The organism is Pseudomonas serbica, assembly GCF_028823535.1.
In the GTDB taxonomy this organism is placed as follows: Bacteria; Pseudomonadota; Gammaproteobacteria; order Pseudomonadales; family Pseudomonadaceae; genus Aquipseudomonas; species Aquipseudomonas serbica.
This window is the reverse complement of the sequence record NZ_JAQIYM010000001.1, coordinates 99911-115392: the sequence shown is the minus strand read 5'-3', so window position 1 is coordinate 115392 and position 15482 is coordinate 99911. Positions and strand designations below refer to the sequence as shown.

Below are 15482 nucleotides of genomic sequence, written 5' to 3'. Positions count from 1 at the left end.
GGGTTTTGTGGGGTGCCGTCTGCCGCCTTCGCGAGCAGGCTCGCTCCCACAAGGGTTACGCGATCTCCTGTGGGAGCGAGCCTGCTCGCGAAGGCGGCAGAACAGGCCCCACAGAAGCCAACAGAATTAGGAAAGGTGCTTTATGACCGCAGCCAATGTTTACCAACAACGCCCAACCACCGGGGCCAAGGCCGAGTCGTCGCTGCATCACGCAGACCTGCCAAGCCTGGTGGGCAAGGGTCGCAAGAACGCCGGTGTGACTGTGCGGGAAAAGAAACTCCTCGGCCACTTGACCATCCGTGGCGATGGCCACGATGCCGCGTTCGCCGCTGGCGTGCAGAAGGCCCTCGGGATCGAACTGCCTGGCGCACTGACCGTCACCGTCAAAGGCGAAACCAGCCTGCAATGGATGGGACCGGATGAATGGCTGCTGATCGTGCCGACCGGCGAAGAATTCGCCGCCGAGCAAAAGCTGCGCGAAGCGCTGGGCGACCTGCATATCCAGATCGTCAACGTCAGCGGTGGCCAGCAGATCCTCGAACTGAGCGGCCCGAACGTGCGCCAGGTGTTGATGAAATCCACCAGCTACGACGTACACCCCAACAACTTCCCGGTGGGCAAGGCTGTCGGCACGGTGTTCGCCAAGTCGCAACTGGTGATCCGTCACACCGCCGAAGACACCTGGGAGCTGCTGATCCGCCGCAGCTTCTCGGATTACTGGTGGTTGTGGTTGCAGGATGCTTCTGCCGAATATGGCCTAAGCGTCCAGGCGTAATGATCGTTCCCACGCTCAGCGTGGGAACGCATCCCGGGACGCTCCGCGTCCCAAGAACGGACGCAGAGCGTCCATGGCGGCATCCCCTCGCAGAGCGTGGGAACGATCACAGGAGTCACTGCACTATGAGCCGCGCCCCAGACACATGGATCCTGACTGCCGACTGCCCCAGCGTGCTCGGCACCGTGGACGCGGTGACGCGCTTTCTGTTCGAGCAGGGCTGCTACGTCACCGAACACCACTCCTTCGATGACCGGCTCTCGGGCCGTTTCTTCATTCGCGTGGAATTCCGCCAACCGGACGGCTTCGACGAGCAGTCGTTCCGCGCCGGCCTGGCCGAGCGCGGCGAATCCTTCGGCATGATCTTCGAACTGACGCCGCCGCATTACCGGCCGAAAGTGGTGATCATGGTTTCCAAGGCCGATCACTGTCTCAATGACCTGCTCTACCGTCAGCGCATCGGCCAGTTGTCGATGGACGTTGCCGCCGTGGTCTCCAACCACCCCGACCTCAAGCCGTTGGCCGACTGGCACCAGATTCCGTACTACCATTTCCCGCTGGACCCGAACGACAAGCCGTCCCAGGAGCGTCAGGTTTTGCAGGTGATCGAAGAATGCGGCGCTGAACTGGTGATCCTTGCCCGCTACATGCAGGTGCTGTCGCCGGAGCTGTGCCGCAAGCTCGATGGCAAGGCAATCAATATCCACCACTCCCTGCTGCCCGGCTTCAAGGGGGCCAAGCCGTATCACCAGGCCTACAACAAGGGCGTGAAACTGGTTGGCGCCACGGCGCACTACATCAACAACGACCTCGACGAAGGGCCGATCATCGCCCAAGGCGTCGAGGTGGTGGACCACAGTCATTACCCGGAAGATTTGATCGCCAAGGGGCGGGATATCGAAGGCCTGACCCTGGCCCGGGCGGTTGGATATCACATTGAACGACGAGTGTTTCTCAACGCCAATCGCACGGTCGTTCTCTAGTTCGCTTTCGCGAGCAGGCTCGCTCCCACAGGTTTTGTGTTGGTCACAGACTTGTGTACACCCCCGATCAACTGTGGGAGCGAGCCTGCTCGCGAAGAAGCCCTATCAGGCAACACAAGACACACAGGCAACAACCAGAGCAATCAACGCGCCGCCGCTTCATGGCGACGCGACCGCTACATAAAAACAACAGCGAGGTGAAAGCATGTCTGGCAATCGTGGTGTGGTGTATCTCGGCGCTGGCAAGGTCGAAGTACAGAAAATCGACTATCCGAAAATGCAGGACCCGCGCGGCAGGAAGATCAACCACGCCGTCATCCTGCGTGTGGTTTCCACCAACATCTGTGGTTCTGACCAGCACATGGTGCGCGGTCGTACCACTGCGCAAACCGGCCTGGTACTGGGCCACGAAATCACCGGTGAAGTGATCGAGAAGGGCAGCGACGTCGAGAACCTGCAGATCGGCGACCTGGTGTCCGTGCCGTTCAACGTGGCTTGCGGGCGCTGCCGTTCCTGCAAGGAAATGCACACCGGCGTGTGCCTGAGCGTCAACCCGGCCCGTCCGGGCGGTGCCTACGGTTACGTCGACATGGGTGACTGGACCGGTGGCCAGGCTGAATACGCCATGGTGCCGTACGCCGACTTCAACCTGCTGAAACTGCCGGACCGCGACCGGGCCATGGAGAAAATCCGCGACCTGACCTGCCTCTCCGACATCCTTCCAACCGGCTACCACGGTGCCGTAACGGCCGGCGTTGGCCCAGGCAGCACCGTGTACATCGCTGGCGCCGGCCCGGTCGGCCTGGCCGCCGCCGCATCCGCTCGCCTGCTGGGCGCGGCGGTGGTCATCGTCGGTGACGTCAATACCATCCGCCTGGCCCACGCCAAGGCCCAGGGTTTCGAAATCGCCGACCTGTCCTCCGACACCCCGCTGCACGAACAGATCGCTGCGCTGCTGGGCGAACCGGAAGTGGATTGCGCCATCGACGCCGTAGGCTTCGAAGCCCGCGGCCACGGCCATGACGGCGTCAAGCACGAAGCCCCGGCCACCGTGCTCAACTCGCTGATGGGCGTGGTGCGCGTGGCCGGCAAGATCGGCATCCCTGGCCTCTACGTCACCGAAGATCCAGGTGCTGTGGATGCCGCCGCGAAAATGGGCAGCCTGAGCATCCGCTTCGGCCTGGGCTGGGCCAAATCCCACAGCTTCCACACCGGCCAGACCCCGGTCATGAAGTACAACCGCCAGCTGATGCAGGCGATCATGTGGGACCGCATCAACATTGCTGAAGTGGTGGGTGTGCAGGTGATCAGCCTGGATCAAGCGCCGGAAGGTTATGGCGAGTTTGATGCGGGTGTGCCGAAGAAGTTTGTGATTGATCCGCATAAGTTGTTTAGTGCGGCGTAAGAAATGTAGGTGAAAAAGGGCGACTTGAGGTCGCCCTTTTTTGTACTTATGTGTTGGTTCTACGAATTCGTTTTAGGACTTCAATTCGACGTGGCTTTACTGTTTCAACGGCAAAGCTAGTTATGATCTCCCGAGCGGTGGTTGTTTGAGACGCACTATAAGTAGGTGGGTCAGTAGGTGGTGAACTTGGGAATGAAGATTTGAGTCGCGGCGCTTCCAGACCAGATATTCCTAGGTGGATGCTGTCATTGCTGCTGCTAATGCTCGCTGATGAAGTTCTACGTCCCACTGGTGAGGGCAAGCTCCATTGTGTGGTGGAAGGCATACTTGATGAGGGGGGAGTGTACGAAGGTGGTGCGTGATGCGGAAAATACGCAGGTGGTTGTAGCTCATCTGCCAAACTCATCGTACTACGGGTGCTGGCAATACTAACAGTACGAGTCGGCGATGCCTGTCTAAGCCCAAATATATTACCAATGCCCTTGAACAGCCTCGTCAGCCAAAATGAGTGTCCAGTTGGATCTCGCTGATTCCTCGGATCTCCCCCGCAATAAGCATATGCATTCAATCCCCCTTGCCAAAACGGACTCCAACTGTCCGGACTGTTAAACCTCATCAGCACCGGGTTGAACGCCCGATAACCATTCCCCAACAAATAACACCCGGTCACCGAATCCGGCCGTTCGCCATTGAAGCCGAGCAGGCTGAGCAAGCCGCTTTCCAGTGCACGATGACCATAGGGGGTGTAGGCGAAGGAATGAAGTGGGCCGGCATCGAGCACGTTCAACACTGAGCATTGTTGGTCGGTTGCGAGCAAACGGGTTTGCAGGGTGTCGTTGTGGCTATGCTGCTGCGCTAGCAATTTATCTTCGTGCTGCATGATCGAACGCTGCATCGCACCTTGAATCTCGGTGGCCAGGCGATCTTTCAGGTAGAAACGCTTTGTGTTTGCCGACACCGACGTAGTGCTGTTAATCAGTCGATCCAACGGGTCATAGTGATAACGACAGAGCAGCGCTTCTCGATTGGGCAGCATGGCCGGACTTCCTGAAAGGTTAGTCGATTCAGGGATTACTGTGACGCAACTGACCCAGACTGCCTACTATCAGATCTGATAGGTTTATCGCCTTCTGAGCCGCGTTGCGACGAGCGGGTTGAAAATGGGCGCGTGCCTGAGGAACATGCCCGTGCATACCCGGTCAAACCGGCAGCTTTGCGCCCGGAGCCGGGCGTTTTCATGGCACAAGAGGATGTCTGGATGAAGATTTCACGCGGTTTTGTACTGGCTTCGCTGATGATCCTGGTGGCCAGCCCGGTCTTCGCACAGTTCAGCCTGAGCGATGCGGCCAATGCCATTGCGGGGATGAAGGGCGGCAACGCGGCCACAGAGGCCGCGCCGACTTCGGAGACTGCGGACCTGCTGGGCGCGCTCAGCCAACTGAATGTGACGCCACAACAAGCCGTCGGCGGCGCCGGGGCGATGCTGGGGCTGGCGAAGAATCAACTGAGCTCGACCGATTATTCGGAACTGGCCAAAAGCGTGCCGGGGATCGACACACTGTCGGGCGGCGGTGAGCTGGGCGCGCTCGCTGGTTTGCTGGGTGCGACCGGCAAAACCGCAGGGCTGGATAACGCCCTGGGCAACGTCAAGGACACCAATGACCTGAACAACGCCTTCAGCGCCCTGGGCATGGACACCGGCATGATCGGCGTGTTTGCGCCGGTGATCCTGCAATACTTCGGTCAGCAGGGTGTCGGCGGTTCGCTGCTGCAAAGCCTGGGTGGCATTTGGGGTGCCGGCACAAGCACTGCTATCAGCAGTGGAATCGGCAGTTGATCAGCGACGTTCAGCGCGCAAATCGTCGATGCGTCGATCCTTCTCGATCCAGAGCTGGTTGACCCAGTTCTGGACCTTCTCGCGAAACAGCGGATCGTTTTCGTAATCGCCCTGCCACAGCGCCGGGTCTAGCTCGCGGGTCGTGATGTCGATGATGACCCGCGGCACGTTACCGCTGATCAAGTCCCAGAACCCCGGAATCGCCGGCTGCGGATACACCACGGTCACGTCGAGAATCGCATCCAGCTGTTCACCCAGCGCCGCCAATACAAACGCCACGCCACCGGCCTTGGGCTTGAGCAGGTGGGTGAACGGTGATTGCTGCTGAGCGCTTTTGGCCGCAGTGAAACGGGTGCCTTCCAGGTAATTGACCACCGTCACCGGCTGGCGCTTGAACAACTCGCAGGCTTGCCTGGTGATCTCCAGATCCTTGCCCGCCAACTCCGGATGCCTGGCCAGAAATGCCTTGCTGTAGCGCTTCATGAACGGGTAATCCAGCGCCCACCACGCCAGGCCCAGGAACGGCACCCAGATCAGTTCTTTCTTGAGGAAGAATTTGAAGAATGGTGTGCGGCGGTTCAGCGTCTGGATCAGTGCCGGGATATCGACCCAGGATTGATGGTTGCTGATCACCAGATACGAAGTGTCACGCCGCAGATCGTCGCCGCCGCGAATGTCCCATTGCGTGGGAATGCACAGGCGAAAGATCAGCTTGTCGATTTCCGACCAGGTCTCGGCAATCCACATCACCGCCCAGGAGGCGTAATCGCGAAAGCGCCCGGGCAGGACCAGCTTGAGCAAGGCAAACACCATCAGCGGCCCGATCAGGACCAGGGTGTTGAGTAACAGCAGCAGGGCAACGAAACAGCCGGTGAGCAGGCGGCGCATAAATAACTCTTGGAAGCGTTTGGGCGCGCCATGATAAGCAGCTTCGAGCGACAGGCCAAATCGCTGCTGACGAATGTTTCACCTTTGAACCGTTAACCTCGTGGGAACGATCAGCTCAACAACGGTCTAAAATTTCGCTGCCTCTTCCCTCAAGGACACCCAGTACGTGAGATCCCTTCTAGCATTGCTTTCACTCCTCGCCCTGCCGGTCATGGCCGCCGAGCCGACCCTGTACGGTCGCTACGAATACATCGCGCTGCCGGAAATCGGCGGTGAAGTACTAAAGGCGAAAATGGACACCGGCGCCCTGACCGCTTCGCTGTCGGCCAAGGACATCGAAACCTTCACTCGCGATGGTGAAGATTGGGTGCGTTTCCGCCTGGCTACCAAGGGTGCGAGCAACAAGGTCTATGAACATAAGGTTGCGCGCATCAGCAAGATCAAGACCCGTTCCGAAGAGGACGAGGATGACAGCGAAGTGATCGCGCCCACCAAGCGTCCGGTGGTCGATCTGGAATTGTGCCTGGGCAATGTCAAACGCACGGTTGAGGTCAATCTGACAGACCGCAGCAGCTTTAATTACCCTCTGTTGATTGGTGCGAAGGCGTTGCGTGAATTTGGCGCGGCGGTGAATCCGGCTCGGCGGTTTACGGCGGACAAGCCGGATTGTTGAATGACATCGCATCAACCATGACCGTTCACCCGCTCAACTAAACTTCAGCTTCTTTAGATCTGTTTATTTGTGCGGCGGATAATTTCATTTTCTAAGGCTGATAATTCTTGTATTTGGCGTGAAGGCCCCGGCCGTTCCATGTTCTTCGATAGTTCGTAATAACCCGCAATTAACTTTTCGAGTGGTGCAGATTTAATATATTCATTCTGAGTGGTCGCTAGTAGGTTGTTATGTTGTATGTGACTAGTGGGTTCTGATTGATTTAACTTTAACTTTAACTTTAACTTTAACTTTAACTTTGCCTTTGTGGGCTTCTCATTGGCTGCAATTGCGATGCTTTTTGCACTTGCTTCAGGCTGCGGGGGGAAGTTTTTCCTGCCTTGTATCTGGCGATTTGGTTGTTTTTTTGCTTCGGATAAATTGTCGAAGTCGAAGGTCGAGGCGTTTTTTGGATGGTGTGGGTTGATAGAGGTTTGTGATGTCGCTGCGGTGGGTGTAGCAACAGGTGTCCGTGTTCTTTGTCTTTTTGGGATCCTTCCAAAAAAGGTATTTTTAAAGCCTTTCCAAGCGCTCATGAATATATTTGAGTGCCCTGTTGGGTCTGTTCCAAGTACTGGCTCTCCATTGCAATATGCATATGCATTGATTCCTCCACTGCCAAACGGACTCCAACTATCCGGACTGTTAAACCGCATCAAAACCGGATTGAACTGCCGATACCCTTTCCCCAAATGATAATGCCCAGTCACCGAATCCGGCAGTTCACCGTTAAAACCGAGCAAGCTGAGCAAGCCGTTTCCAGGGGGGCGGTGGCCGTAGGGTGAATAGGCGAGGGGATGGTTTTGCGTCGTATCCAGTGCATTCAGCACCGACTGCTGTTGATCAGTTGCCAGCAGAATGGTCTTGCGTGAAGACGTAGGCATGGGTTGAACTCCGATGCTGAAGGTCCCTTAAGTCGGAGCTTCAGCATCGGAGTTTTCTCAGGCTTTGCCTACTATCAGAACTACTAGGGTGATGGCGCCTTCTGCGTCAAACCTTCGGCATCGTCGCCAGCATCGAAGGTCGCTGGCTCACTTCGAAATACCACGCCGCCAATTGCGGATTTGCCTCCCGCCAGTCCAGATCCGGATGGCGCAGATCCAGATAGCCCAACGCACAGGCGACACTGATGGCCGCTACGTCGAAATGGCTGGCCAGCTCGGCCATCGCGTCTTTTTCCAGCAAGGCCAGGGCACGGCGGATTTTCTCGCGCTGGCCGTCGAGCCATTGGTCCCAGTGTTTTTCCGGGGCACGCAGGGCAACTTCATAACGGACCAGTACCGCAGCGTCCATGATGCCATCGGCCATGGAGGCCAGGGTCAGGCGCCGCCAGCGGGCCGAGCCTTCGCGGGGGATCAGTGGGTTGCCGACGTGCTGGTGATCGAGGTAATCGAGGATCACCCGGCTGTCGTGGATGATGCTGCCGTCGGCCAGGCGCAGGGCGGGGATCTTGCTCAGGGGGTTGTCGTTGATCAGTGTCTGGTCCGGGTCGACTGGCGTGAGTACGCAGTTCTGCAAGGCGACACGGTCCTGTTGACCGGTTTCGTGCAGCAGCACCATGACTTTGCGGACGAAGGGGGAGAGGGGGTTGTGGTAGAGGGTCATGCTCGGGGTGGACATGGCAGTGACTCGGTCGGTGGCGGTGTCACGCAGCATAACGTGTGGAGGCGATGATGTAGGAGCGAGCTTGCTCGCGAAGGGGCCGCGTCAGTCGACATCATTGCCGTCTGACACGCCGCTTTCGCGAGCAGGCTCGCTCCTACAGGGGATCTTCTTCAGCTCGCTGGCTGCAAGGCGGTCTGTGGGCTTTGAGCAGCCTGCTGTGGCTTGAGTTCCCGGGCAACAGTCCAGACGATGAACGCGGCGACGATGTCGAAAATCGCCAGGGTCACGAACAGCGGGCTGTAGCCAATCTTGGTCACCATCACACCAAACACCAGGGTGAAAGCGGCCGCGCCGAGGTAGCCGAACATGCCGCCCATGCCGGTAGCGGTGGCCACTTCGTTTTTGCCGAACGAGTCAGAGGTGATCGCATACAGCGCGCCGGACAAGGTCTGGTGGGCGAAGCCGCCGATGCACAGCAGCGCAATCGCGGTGTACGGGCTGGCGACGAGGCCGATGCATGCCGGGCCGATCATGCACGAAGCACCGAACAGCAGGACCATTTTGCGCGAGGTGAACAGCGATACTTTGCAATGCTTGTGGAAGAACGGGCTGAGGTAGCCACCGAGTACGCAGCCCAGGTCGGCGGCGAGGAACGGCAGCCAGGCGAACATCGCGATCTCCTTGATGTTCATGTGCCGCTCGGTCATCAGGTACAGCGGAATCCAGGCGTTGAAGGTCTGCCAGGCCGGCTCGGAAAGGATCCGCGCGCTGGCAATGGCGTAGAAGTTACGGCTACCGATGATCTTCTTCCAGCTGCCTTTTTTCGTGGTCGCCTCCTTGAAATGCTCTTCCTGGCCACTGAGGATGTAGGCGCGCTCTTCATCGCCCAGGCGCTTTTGATCCCGGGGATGCTTGTAGAGGATCACCCACAGGAAGCTCCAGAGCACGCCCAGGCCACCGACGATCAGGAACGCCAGTTCCCAGCCACTGTGCAGGATCGCCCAGACCACCAAGGGTGGCGCCAGCAGTGCGCCGATCGACGAACCGATGTTGAACCAGCCGATGGCGACCGAGCGCTCCTTGGCCGGAAACCATTCGGTGGTGGCTTTGACGGCTGCCGGCAAGCCTGCCGCTTCCGTCAGACCGAGCAGGCCACGAACGAACGCCAGGCCCTGCCAGCCACTGGCCAGTGCAGCCAATGCGCAGGCAATCGACCAGGCGAAAGCAAAAATCGCGAAGCCCATCTTGGTGCCGATGGCGTCGATGATGTAGCCGGCTACCGGTTGCATCAGCGCATAGCAAACCTGCCAGGCAACGACGATGTGCGAGTACTGTTCGGTGGAAATGTTCATTTCGCTCATCAGGGTCGGGGCGGCCACTGACAGGGTATTGCGAGCGAGGTAGTTGACGATCAGACCGACTGTTACCAGACCGACCATCCACCAGCGGATGCCTTTGACTTTCATCACATCACCGTCATTTTTCTTGGATTTATTATGGGTATCGCATTTGTTGTAGGTTGTCGTACAACATGCGCCTTTATAGGAGTGCAAGGGTGAATGTGTCAACAAATATGTCAGAGATTTCGCAAGGAGAGCCGACGGGCGGGGGCGATTGTCGTCGTATGACTGTAGGAGCGAGCTTGCTCGCGATGGCCTTCAATACAACGCTGGAAGTCTGGCTCCCAGAGGCGTTCTCAGGTTTGTCGCGAGCAAGCTCGCTCCTGCGGAGAGGGCGGTTTATCGGCGCTGAAGCAGGCCGCGCAAGGCGAGGGCAGCTGGAATACCCAGGCCAAGCCAGCTCAGGGCATCCCATACGCCGTCACCGAGCAGCGCGGCAAATAACCCCGCTGCACTGAACAAGGCGATGACGGTAGGGGTGGCGAACACCTTCCAGAAATTCGACTGCCGGGGCCTCATGCCACGCTCTCCGCTTTTTCCAGTACGGGTTTCGCTGCCTTGCGCCGCACCATCCACAGGTAGACGCCGCTGCCGAGCACAATGATCGTCAGCACATCCAGGGTCGCCCAGAGGATTTGCATCGGCATGCCGCCGTAGTCACCGAAGTGCAACGGCTGCGACATGCCCATGGCGTCCATGTACCAGGGGCGCTCGGCGACGGCGGTGACTTGCAGGGTGCTGGCGTCGATCAGTACCGGCGTGAGCAGGTGCGAGGTCAGGTGCGTGCTGCCTTTCATGAAGACCGCGTAATGATGCTCGCTGGAGAATCGTGTGCCGGGGAAGGCGATGAAATCCGGCTGCATGCCGGGGGCGACTTCCTTGGCGATGTCGAGCAGGCGGGTAGCCGGTGCCAGTTGCGTCAACGGCGGCGCATCGCGATACGGGGCGACCATCGCGCTCAAGCTGTCGTTGCGCCACGCGGCGATCAGCAGGTCGGCACAGGCGCTGATCACGCCGGTCACGCCGACCACCAAAGCCCAGGTCAAGGTCACTACGCCAATCAGGTTATGCAGGTCGAGCCAGCGCAGGCGAGAGGATTTGTCCTGGCGCACGGTCGCGAATTTCAAGCGGCGCATGAACGGCAGGTACAACAGGGTGCCGGAGACAATCGCGACGACGAACAACAAGCCCATGAATGCCAGCAGCAATTTGCCCGGCAGCCCGGCGAACATGTCCACGTGCAGGCGCAGCATGACCATCATGAAGCCGCCATTGGCCGACGGCATCTCCAGCGCTTCGCCAGTGCGGGCGTCGAGCATGAAGGTGTGGGACGAGTTCGGTTCGGTGCCGGCAGTGGCCGCCATGATCGCAATCGCACCGTTGGGTTCGTCCTCGTCGAAACCGAAGTACTGCATGACTTCGCCGGGACGATGTTTTTCAGCCGCCTGCACCAACTGCTGCAAATCAAGCTGGGGGGTGTTCGCCGGCATTTGCTTCAACTCGGCAGCATCGCCCAGCAGATGATCGATCTCATGGTGGAAGATCAACGGCAGGCCGGTCAGTGCCAGCATCAGCAAAAACACGGTGCAGATCAGGCTGGTCCAGGTGTGGACGAAGGACCAGCGGCGAATTGTTTTACTTTTCATTTCGTAGCCTTCAGAAAAACCGAAGCCGTCCAAGAAGGACGGCCGGGTCGTTGGGCGTGTCAGGTCAAGCCGTTACCACTTGTAGTCAAGGCTGGCCATGACGTTGCGACGGTCGCCGTAGTAGCAGTAGAAGCCGTCGCAGGTCGATATGTATTCCTTGTCGAATACGTTGTTGGCATTGACGCTGACACTGACGCCCTTGAGGACATTGTCCAGGCGGCCAAGGTCGTAATGAACGCCCGCATCGTAGACGGTATAGGAATCGCTATGGCCATCCGATGGATCGCGTACGAAGGCCATGCTGCCGATGGCGATGTTGTCGGTTTCGCCGACATAGCGCACGCCGAAGCCGATTCCGAAGCCGTCAAGAACACCGGTATGCCAGGTGTAGTCAGCCCATGCAGCAGCCTGGTTTTCCGGGGTCAGTGGCAGCGGACGGTTTTTGTCCAGTGGGTCGGTGACCTTGGTCATCTTGCTGTTGGCGTAGGTGTAAGAGGCGGTCAGGTTCAGGTTTTCGTTGACGTCACCGGTCGCTTCCAGCTCGAAGCCACGTACTTTCGCTTCACCCAGTGGGCGAGATACGCCCAGGGTGTCGCTGAGTACGATGTCCTTGCGGGTCAAGTCATAGGCCGCCGCTGTGAACAGCATGTCGGTACCCGGAGGCTGGTACTTGAGCCCCACTTCATATTGCTTGCCGGTTCCCGGGCGGAAGGCCTCGCCGTTGGCGCCACCCGCTTCTGCCTGGAAGGATTCGGCGTAAGAGACGTAAGGTGTAAAGCCGGAGTCGAACACATAGCTGATGGCCGCGTTGCCGCTGAATTGGGTGTCGTCGCGGGTGTCCTTGGCGTTGTTCATGTTGTAGAACGTCGAATCCGTGTGCAGCCAGTCCTGCCGACCGCCCAGGGTCAGGCGCCAGTTGTCGAGGGCCATCTGGTCCTGGGCGTAGAGGCCTGTGTCATGGGTCTTCTGGTTGTAGTCGTTGAGCGCGGTGTATTGGACGTTACTGAAGTCCTGGCCGTAAATCGGGTTGGTGATGTTGCTGGTTGGCGCGCTGCCGTACAGCCATTTGTAGTTGGTGTTGACGCGTTGGTGATCCAGCCCCAGCAGCAGTGTGTGCTTGATCGCAGCGGTGTCGAAATCGGCCTGGAAATTGTTGTCCACGGCGAACTGGCTGAGGTCCTCGTCAACTACGTTGGCACCCCGGGACAGGGTGCCGTCGTCTGCGACCGAACCGTAGAAACCGCCCGAGGTGATGCTCTGGAAGGACAGATCGCTCTTGGTGTAGCGAAGGTTCTGGCGGAACTGCCAGATGTCGTTCATCCGGTGCTCAAAGGCATAACCCAACGCGTAATAGGTCTTGTCGTAGAACTCCCATTCTGGATCACCGAGATTCTTGTGGAATTTAACTTCTCCTGCGGGGGTGGACAGTTTGGTGCCTTGCAACGGAAGGAACTGGCTGGTGGTGCCGGTATCGTCACGGTTGTACTGGCTGAGGAAAGTCAGCGTGGTGTCGGGATCGATGTTCCAGGTAAGGCTGGGGGCGATGTTGTAACGCTTGTCGTCAATGTGCTCGATGGTGGTGTTGCTATCGCGCACCACACCGCTGACACGGTACAAAAAACGCCCTTCGTCATCGACCGGACCGGTGCTGTCGAAGCTGACCTGCTTGCGCTCGTAGCTACCGACCTGCAATTGCACTTCGTTGCTGGCCAATGCATCAGGGCGCCGACTGACCATGTCGAGCATCCCGCCTGGCGGTGTCTGGCCATACAGCGAGGACGCAGGGCCACGCAGCAGGGCTACGCGCTCAAGGTCCCAGGTCTCCATCTTCGGCATGGTGTAAGTGCCCTTGGGTAACGGCAAGCCATCGAGGAACTGGGTGGGCTCAAATCCCCGAACCTTCAGCCACTCGGCCCGGCTATCGCTGCCGTAGCTGCTGGCAATGACCCCGGGCATGTAACGTACGGCATCATCCAGATTTTGTACGGCACGGTCCTGCATCTGCTCGCGGGTGGCGACAGAGATCGAGCGCGGTACTTCGGCCAGTGCCGTATCCGTCTTGGTTCCGGCTGCCGTGCGCTTGGCCAGGTAGCCTTGCACCGGGCCCCAGGCGTTTTCAGTGTCTGCTTCCACGCCTATCACGCTGGTCGCCGGCAGGTCCATCACGCCCTCGGGCACGGCCACCAGGGTGTAGGTAGCGCCGCTCTGTTCCAGTTGCAATCCGGTGCCGCGCAGGGCTTCGCGCAAGGCGCCGGCAGCATCGAACTGGCCTTCGACCGGGGCCGAAGTCTTGCCCGTCGCCAGCGACGGGTTCAACGACAGCGCAAGACCAGCCTGGCTGGCAATCTGGTTCAGGGTGCTGGCCAGCGGAGCGGACGGTAGATGGTAAGTGCGAACGTTGGACGCCTGTTCAGCGGCGATCAGTTGGCTGCTGGCCAAAGGGGTGCAAAAGGCAATGGCAAGCGCCAGCAAACCGGGGCGCAACAAGGTGTCTAGCGAACGGGACATACAGCGGCTCCTGAAAGGCAATACTTCTCAATTGCCTATGTGCCGGACGAAAATCAAAAAGTGATAGGGATGGATGAAAATAATTTCGATTCATCAATTGAGGTGCGTCGGGCCCAACCGGTCAGTGCTTTGCCGCCACAGTCACCCACCATGGCGTGTGCTGTTCGATCTGCACGGGCAGGGTCGGCAGCAATGCGCTCAGCGCCAGGTTGGTGTCCTTGAGTGGAAAGCTACCGGTGATCCGCAGGTCAGCCACTTCCGCTGCCACACCCAAATGCCCCGGGCGATAGCGACCGATTTCACGCACCAGGTCTTCCAGCCGCGCGTTGTCCACCACCAACATGCCGCGGGTCCAGGCATCGGTGCCGAGGTCAAGCGCGGCAATCGGGCCGAGGCCGTCGCTGCGGATCAGCATTTGCTGGCCCTCGCGCAGAATCTGCTCGTCAGGACTCGATTGCGGATGGGCGGCCACCGCCGATTGCAGCACGCTCAAGCGCGTGCCTTGCTCTTCACGCTTGACCAGGAACCGCGTGCCCAAGGCACGCATGCGGCCTTCGCGGGTTTCAACGATAAATGGCCGTGCATCGCCGTGACCGGTTTCGATAAGGATCTCGCCTTCCTGCAAAACGACCAGTCGCTGCTTCTCATCGAAACGCACGTCTACCGCACTGTGGGTGTTGAGATTGATCAGGGTGCCATCGTCCAGGCGAAGGGTGCGTTGTTCGCCGGTGGCGGTGCGCTGGTCAGCCAGCCAATAGTCGATCGGCAGGTAACGCTCACCGGCAAACAGCGCCAACCCGAACACCGCAATGACGCTGGCCAGGCCGCTGCCGAGCTTGCGCACCCGGCGGCGAATGCCTTCGCGCGATTGCAGCAGGGCGGTGCGGGCGGGGCCGCTGGCGACGCTGAAACGCTGGTCGAGCATGCCCAGTTGGCGCCAGGCGCGAGCGTGTTCTTCGTGCGCCGCGTGCCATTTGGCGAACTCTTCGCGTTCCACCGGGCTGCCGGAGTCCAGGGACAGTTGCCAGGCGATGGCGGCATCGAGCACCTGCGCCGACACCGGCTTGGAACTGACCGGGTTCATGTCGGCTCACCGTACAAGGCGATGTAGCACTGACGAATGCCCTGGGCCAGGTACTGGCGCACCCGCGGCACCGATACCCCGAGGCGCTCGGCGATTTCTGCGTGGCCAAGGCCATCGAGACGATTGAAGAGAAACGCCGCGCGGGCCTTGCTCGACAGCTTGCCCAGCAGGCGATCGATGTTTTTCAGGTCTTCGAGGATCATTTGCTGTTCTTCCACCGAGGGTTGTTCGGTTTCTGGAATCAGCATCAATTCGGTGAGGTAGGCCTGTTCCAGCGCGGCGCGGCGGAAGTAGTCGAACAGCAGGCCCTTGGCAATCGCCACCAGGAACGCCCGCGGCTCGCGCGGCTCTTTCAGTTCCTCGCGTCCGAGCAAGCGCACAAAGGTGTCCTGGCTCAGGTCTTCGGCCCGTTGCGGGCAGGTGACATTGCGACGTAGCCAGGCCAATAGCCAACCGCGGTGGTCGCGATATAACGCACCGACGAGCTCACTTTGGGGGCTTGGGACTGACGACACGCAGCATCACCGATTAGGAAGTGTTAACTAACGAGAATTGTTCGCGATTGTGTCAGAGGCGAGGAAGGTAAGCAATTGACGCCGGTCGGGTAGGGGGTGTCGTAGGTCCCTGTAGGAGTAGCCG

The 15482-nt window shown here is 59.2% G+C and carries 15 protein-coding genes; 5 read left to right on the top strand and 10 right to left on the bottom strand.

The window, feature by feature from the left end; genetic code table 11:
• Window positions 1-142: 142 nt before the first annotated feature.
• The 3 genes from NQL71_RS00510 to fdhA all read left to right on the top strand — a co-directional run bounded on the left by NQL71_RS00510 (window position 143) and on the right by fdhA (window position 3163).
• Window positions 143-775, top strand: a complete 633-nt coding sequence (locus NQL71_RS00510) for a sarcosine oxidase subunit gamma (protein ID WP_046818242.1) — start codon at window positions 143-145, stop codon at window positions 773-775.
• 125 nt (window positions 776-900) lie between these two features.
• Window positions 901-1758, top strand: a complete 858-nt coding sequence (purU, locus tag NQL71_RS00505) for a formyltetrahydrofolate deformylase (protein ID WP_046818241.1) — start codon at window positions 901-903, stop codon at window positions 1756-1758.
• 205 nt (window positions 1759-1963) lie between these two features.
• Window positions 1964-3163 carry a formaldehyde dehydrogenase, glutathione-independent gene (fdhA, locus tag NQL71_RS00500; protein ID WP_046818240.1) on the top strand — a complete coding sequence of 400 codons (1200 nt, stop codon included), beginning with the start codon at window positions 1964-1966 and terminating at the stop codon, window positions 3161-3163.
• A gap of 46 nt (window positions 3164-3209) precedes the next feature.
• Here fdhA and NQL71_RS00495 read toward each other — a convergent pair whose 3' ends face one another.
• A complete protein-coding gene (locus NQL71_RS00495; protein ID WP_274642148.1) occupies window positions 3210-4199 on the bottom strand; it encodes an RHS repeat-associated core domain-containing protein in 990 nt (329 codons plus the stop codon).
• A gap of 222 nt (window positions 4200-4421) precedes the next feature.
• Here NQL71_RS00495 and NQL71_RS00490 point away from each other — a divergent pair, with 222 nt between their 5' ends.
• Window positions 4422-5000: a DUF2780 domain-containing protein gene (locus NQL71_RS00490; RefSeq protein WP_248685935.1), complete on the top strand. Its 579-nt coding sequence runs from the start codon at window positions 4422-4424 to the stop codon at window positions 4998-5000.
• On the opposite strand, the gene yihG is transcribed toward NQL71_RS00490, so the two are convergent.
• On the bottom strand, window positions 5001-5888 hold the full coding sequence (gene yihG, locus NQL71_RS00485) for a 1-acylglycerol-3-phosphate O-acyltransferase, YihG family (protein ID WP_274642147.1): 888 nt from the start codon (window positions 5886-5888) through the stop codon (window positions 5001-5003). It abuts the gene before it with no gap.
• A gap of 166 nt (window positions 5889-6054) precedes the next feature.
• On the opposite strand from yihG, the gene rloA2 reads away from it, so the two are divergent.
• Complete coding sequence (gene rloA2 / locus NQL71_RS00480) at window positions 6055-6561, top strand: retropepsin-like aspartic peptidase RloA2 (RefSeq protein WP_046818236.1); 507 nt, start codon at window positions 6055-6057, stop codon at window positions 6559-6561.
• Between the two features lie 53 nt (window positions 6562-6614).
• Here rloA2 and NQL71_RS00475 read toward each other — a convergent pair whose 3' ends face one another.
• The 8 genes from NQL71_RS00475 to NQL71_RS00440 form a co-directional block, all read right to left on the bottom strand.
• Window positions 6615-7484 carry an RHS repeat-associated core domain-containing protein gene (locus NQL71_RS00475; RefSeq protein ID WP_274642146.1) on the bottom strand — a complete coding sequence of 290 codons (870 nt, stop codon included), beginning with the start codon at window positions 7482-7484 and terminating at the stop codon, window positions 6615-6617.
• Window positions 7485-7590: 106 nt separating this feature from the next.
• Window positions 7591-8220: a glutathione S-transferase gene (locus NQL71_RS00470; protein ID WP_274642145.1), complete on the bottom strand. Its 630-nt coding sequence runs from the start codon at window positions 8218-8220 to the stop codon at window positions 7591-7593.
• 155 nt (window positions 8221-8375) lie between these two features.
• Complete coding sequence (locus tag NQL71_RS00465; protein WP_248685931.1) at window positions 8376-9671, bottom strand: MFS transporter; 1296 nt, start codon at window positions 9669-9671, stop codon at window positions 8376-8378.
• A gap of 273 nt (window positions 9672-9944) precedes the next feature.
• Window positions 9945-10124: a hypothetical protein gene (locus NQL71_RS00460; protein ID WP_046818234.1), complete on the bottom strand. Its 180-nt coding sequence runs from the start codon at window positions 10122-10124 to the stop codon at window positions 9945-9947.
• On the bottom strand, window positions 10121-11251 hold the full coding sequence (locus NQL71_RS00455; protein WP_274642144.1) for a PepSY-associated TM helix domain-containing protein: 1131 nt from the start codon (window positions 11249-11251) through the stop codon (window positions 10121-10123). The genes NQL71_RS00460 and NQL71_RS00455 overlap by 4 nt, the downstream gene beginning before the upstream one ends.
• A 72-nt stretch (window positions 11252-11323) precedes the next feature.
• A complete protein-coding gene (locus tag NQL71_RS00450) occupies window positions 11324-13759 on the bottom strand; it encodes a TonB-dependent siderophore receptor (protein WP_248685929.1) in 2436 nt (811 codons plus the stop codon).
• A 121-nt stretch (window positions 13760-13880) separates the two neighbouring features.
• Complete coding sequence (locus NQL71_RS00445) at window positions 13881-14843, bottom strand: FecR domain-containing protein (RefSeq protein WP_077184615.1); 963 nt, start codon at window positions 14841-14843, stop codon at window positions 13881-13883.
• A complete protein-coding gene (locus NQL71_RS00440) occupies window positions 14840-15358 on the bottom strand; it encodes an RNA polymerase sigma factor (protein WP_046818230.1) in 519 nt (172 codons plus the stop codon). The genes NQL71_RS00445 and NQL71_RS00440 overlap by 4 nt, the downstream gene beginning before the upstream one ends.
• Window positions 15359-15482 lie beyond the last annotated feature (124 nt).

Excerpts from the sequence above, each read along its gene's own strand:
- NQL71_RS00465 (WP_248685931.1), bottom strand. The coding sequence starts at position 9,671 with ATGAAAGTCAAAGGCATCCGCTGGTGGATGGTCGGTCTGGTAACAGTC.
- NQL71_RS00460 (WP_046818234.1), bottom strand. The coding sequence starts at position 10,124 with ATGAGGCCCCGGCAGTCGAATTTCTGGAAGGTGTTCGCCACCCCTACC.
- NQL71_RS00450 (WP_248685929.1), bottom strand. The coding sequence starts at position 13,759 with ATGTCCCGTTCGCTAGACACCTTGTTGCGCCCCGGTTTGCTGGCGCTT.
- NQL71_RS00495 (WP_274642148.1), bottom strand. The coding sequence starts at position 4,199 with ATGCTGCCCAATCGAGAAGCGCTGCTCTGTCGTTATCACTATGACCCG.
- NQL71_RS00510 (WP_046818242.1), top strand. The coding sequence starts at position 143 with ATGACCGCAGCCAATGTTTACCAACAACGCCCAACCACCGGGGCCAAG.
- NQL71_RS00490 (WP_248685935.1), top strand. The coding sequence starts at position 4,422 with ATGAAGATTTCACGCGGTTTTGTACTGGCTTCGCTGATGATCCTGGTG.
- fdhA (WP_046818240.1), top strand. The coding sequence starts at position 1,964 with ATGTCTGGCAATCGTGGTGTGGTGTATCTCGGCGCTGGCAAGGTCGAA.
- NQL71_RS00455 (WP_274642144.1), bottom strand. The coding sequence starts at position 11,251 with ATGAAAAGTAAAACAATTCGCCGCTGGTCCTTCGTCCACACCTGGACC.
- yihG (WP_274642147.1), bottom strand. The coding sequence starts at position 5,888 with ATGCGCCGCCTGCTCACCGGCTGTTTCGTTGCCCTGCTGCTGTTACTC.
- purU (WP_046818241.1), top strand. The coding sequence starts at position 901 with ATGAGCCGCGCCCCAGACACATGGATCCTGACTGCCGACTGCCCCAGC.
- NQL71_RS00475 (WP_274642146.1), bottom strand. The coding sequence starts at position 7,484 with ATGCCTACGTCTTCACGCAAGACCATTCTGCTGGCAACTGATCAACAG.
- NQL71_RS00470 (WP_274642145.1), bottom strand. The coding sequence starts at position 8,220 with ATGTCCACCCCGAGCATGACCCTCTACCACAACCCCCTCTCCCCCTTC.
- NQL71_RS00445 (WP_077184615.1), bottom strand. The coding sequence starts at position 14,843 with ATGAACCCGGTCAGTTCCAAGCCGGTGTCGGCGCAGGTGCTCGATGCC.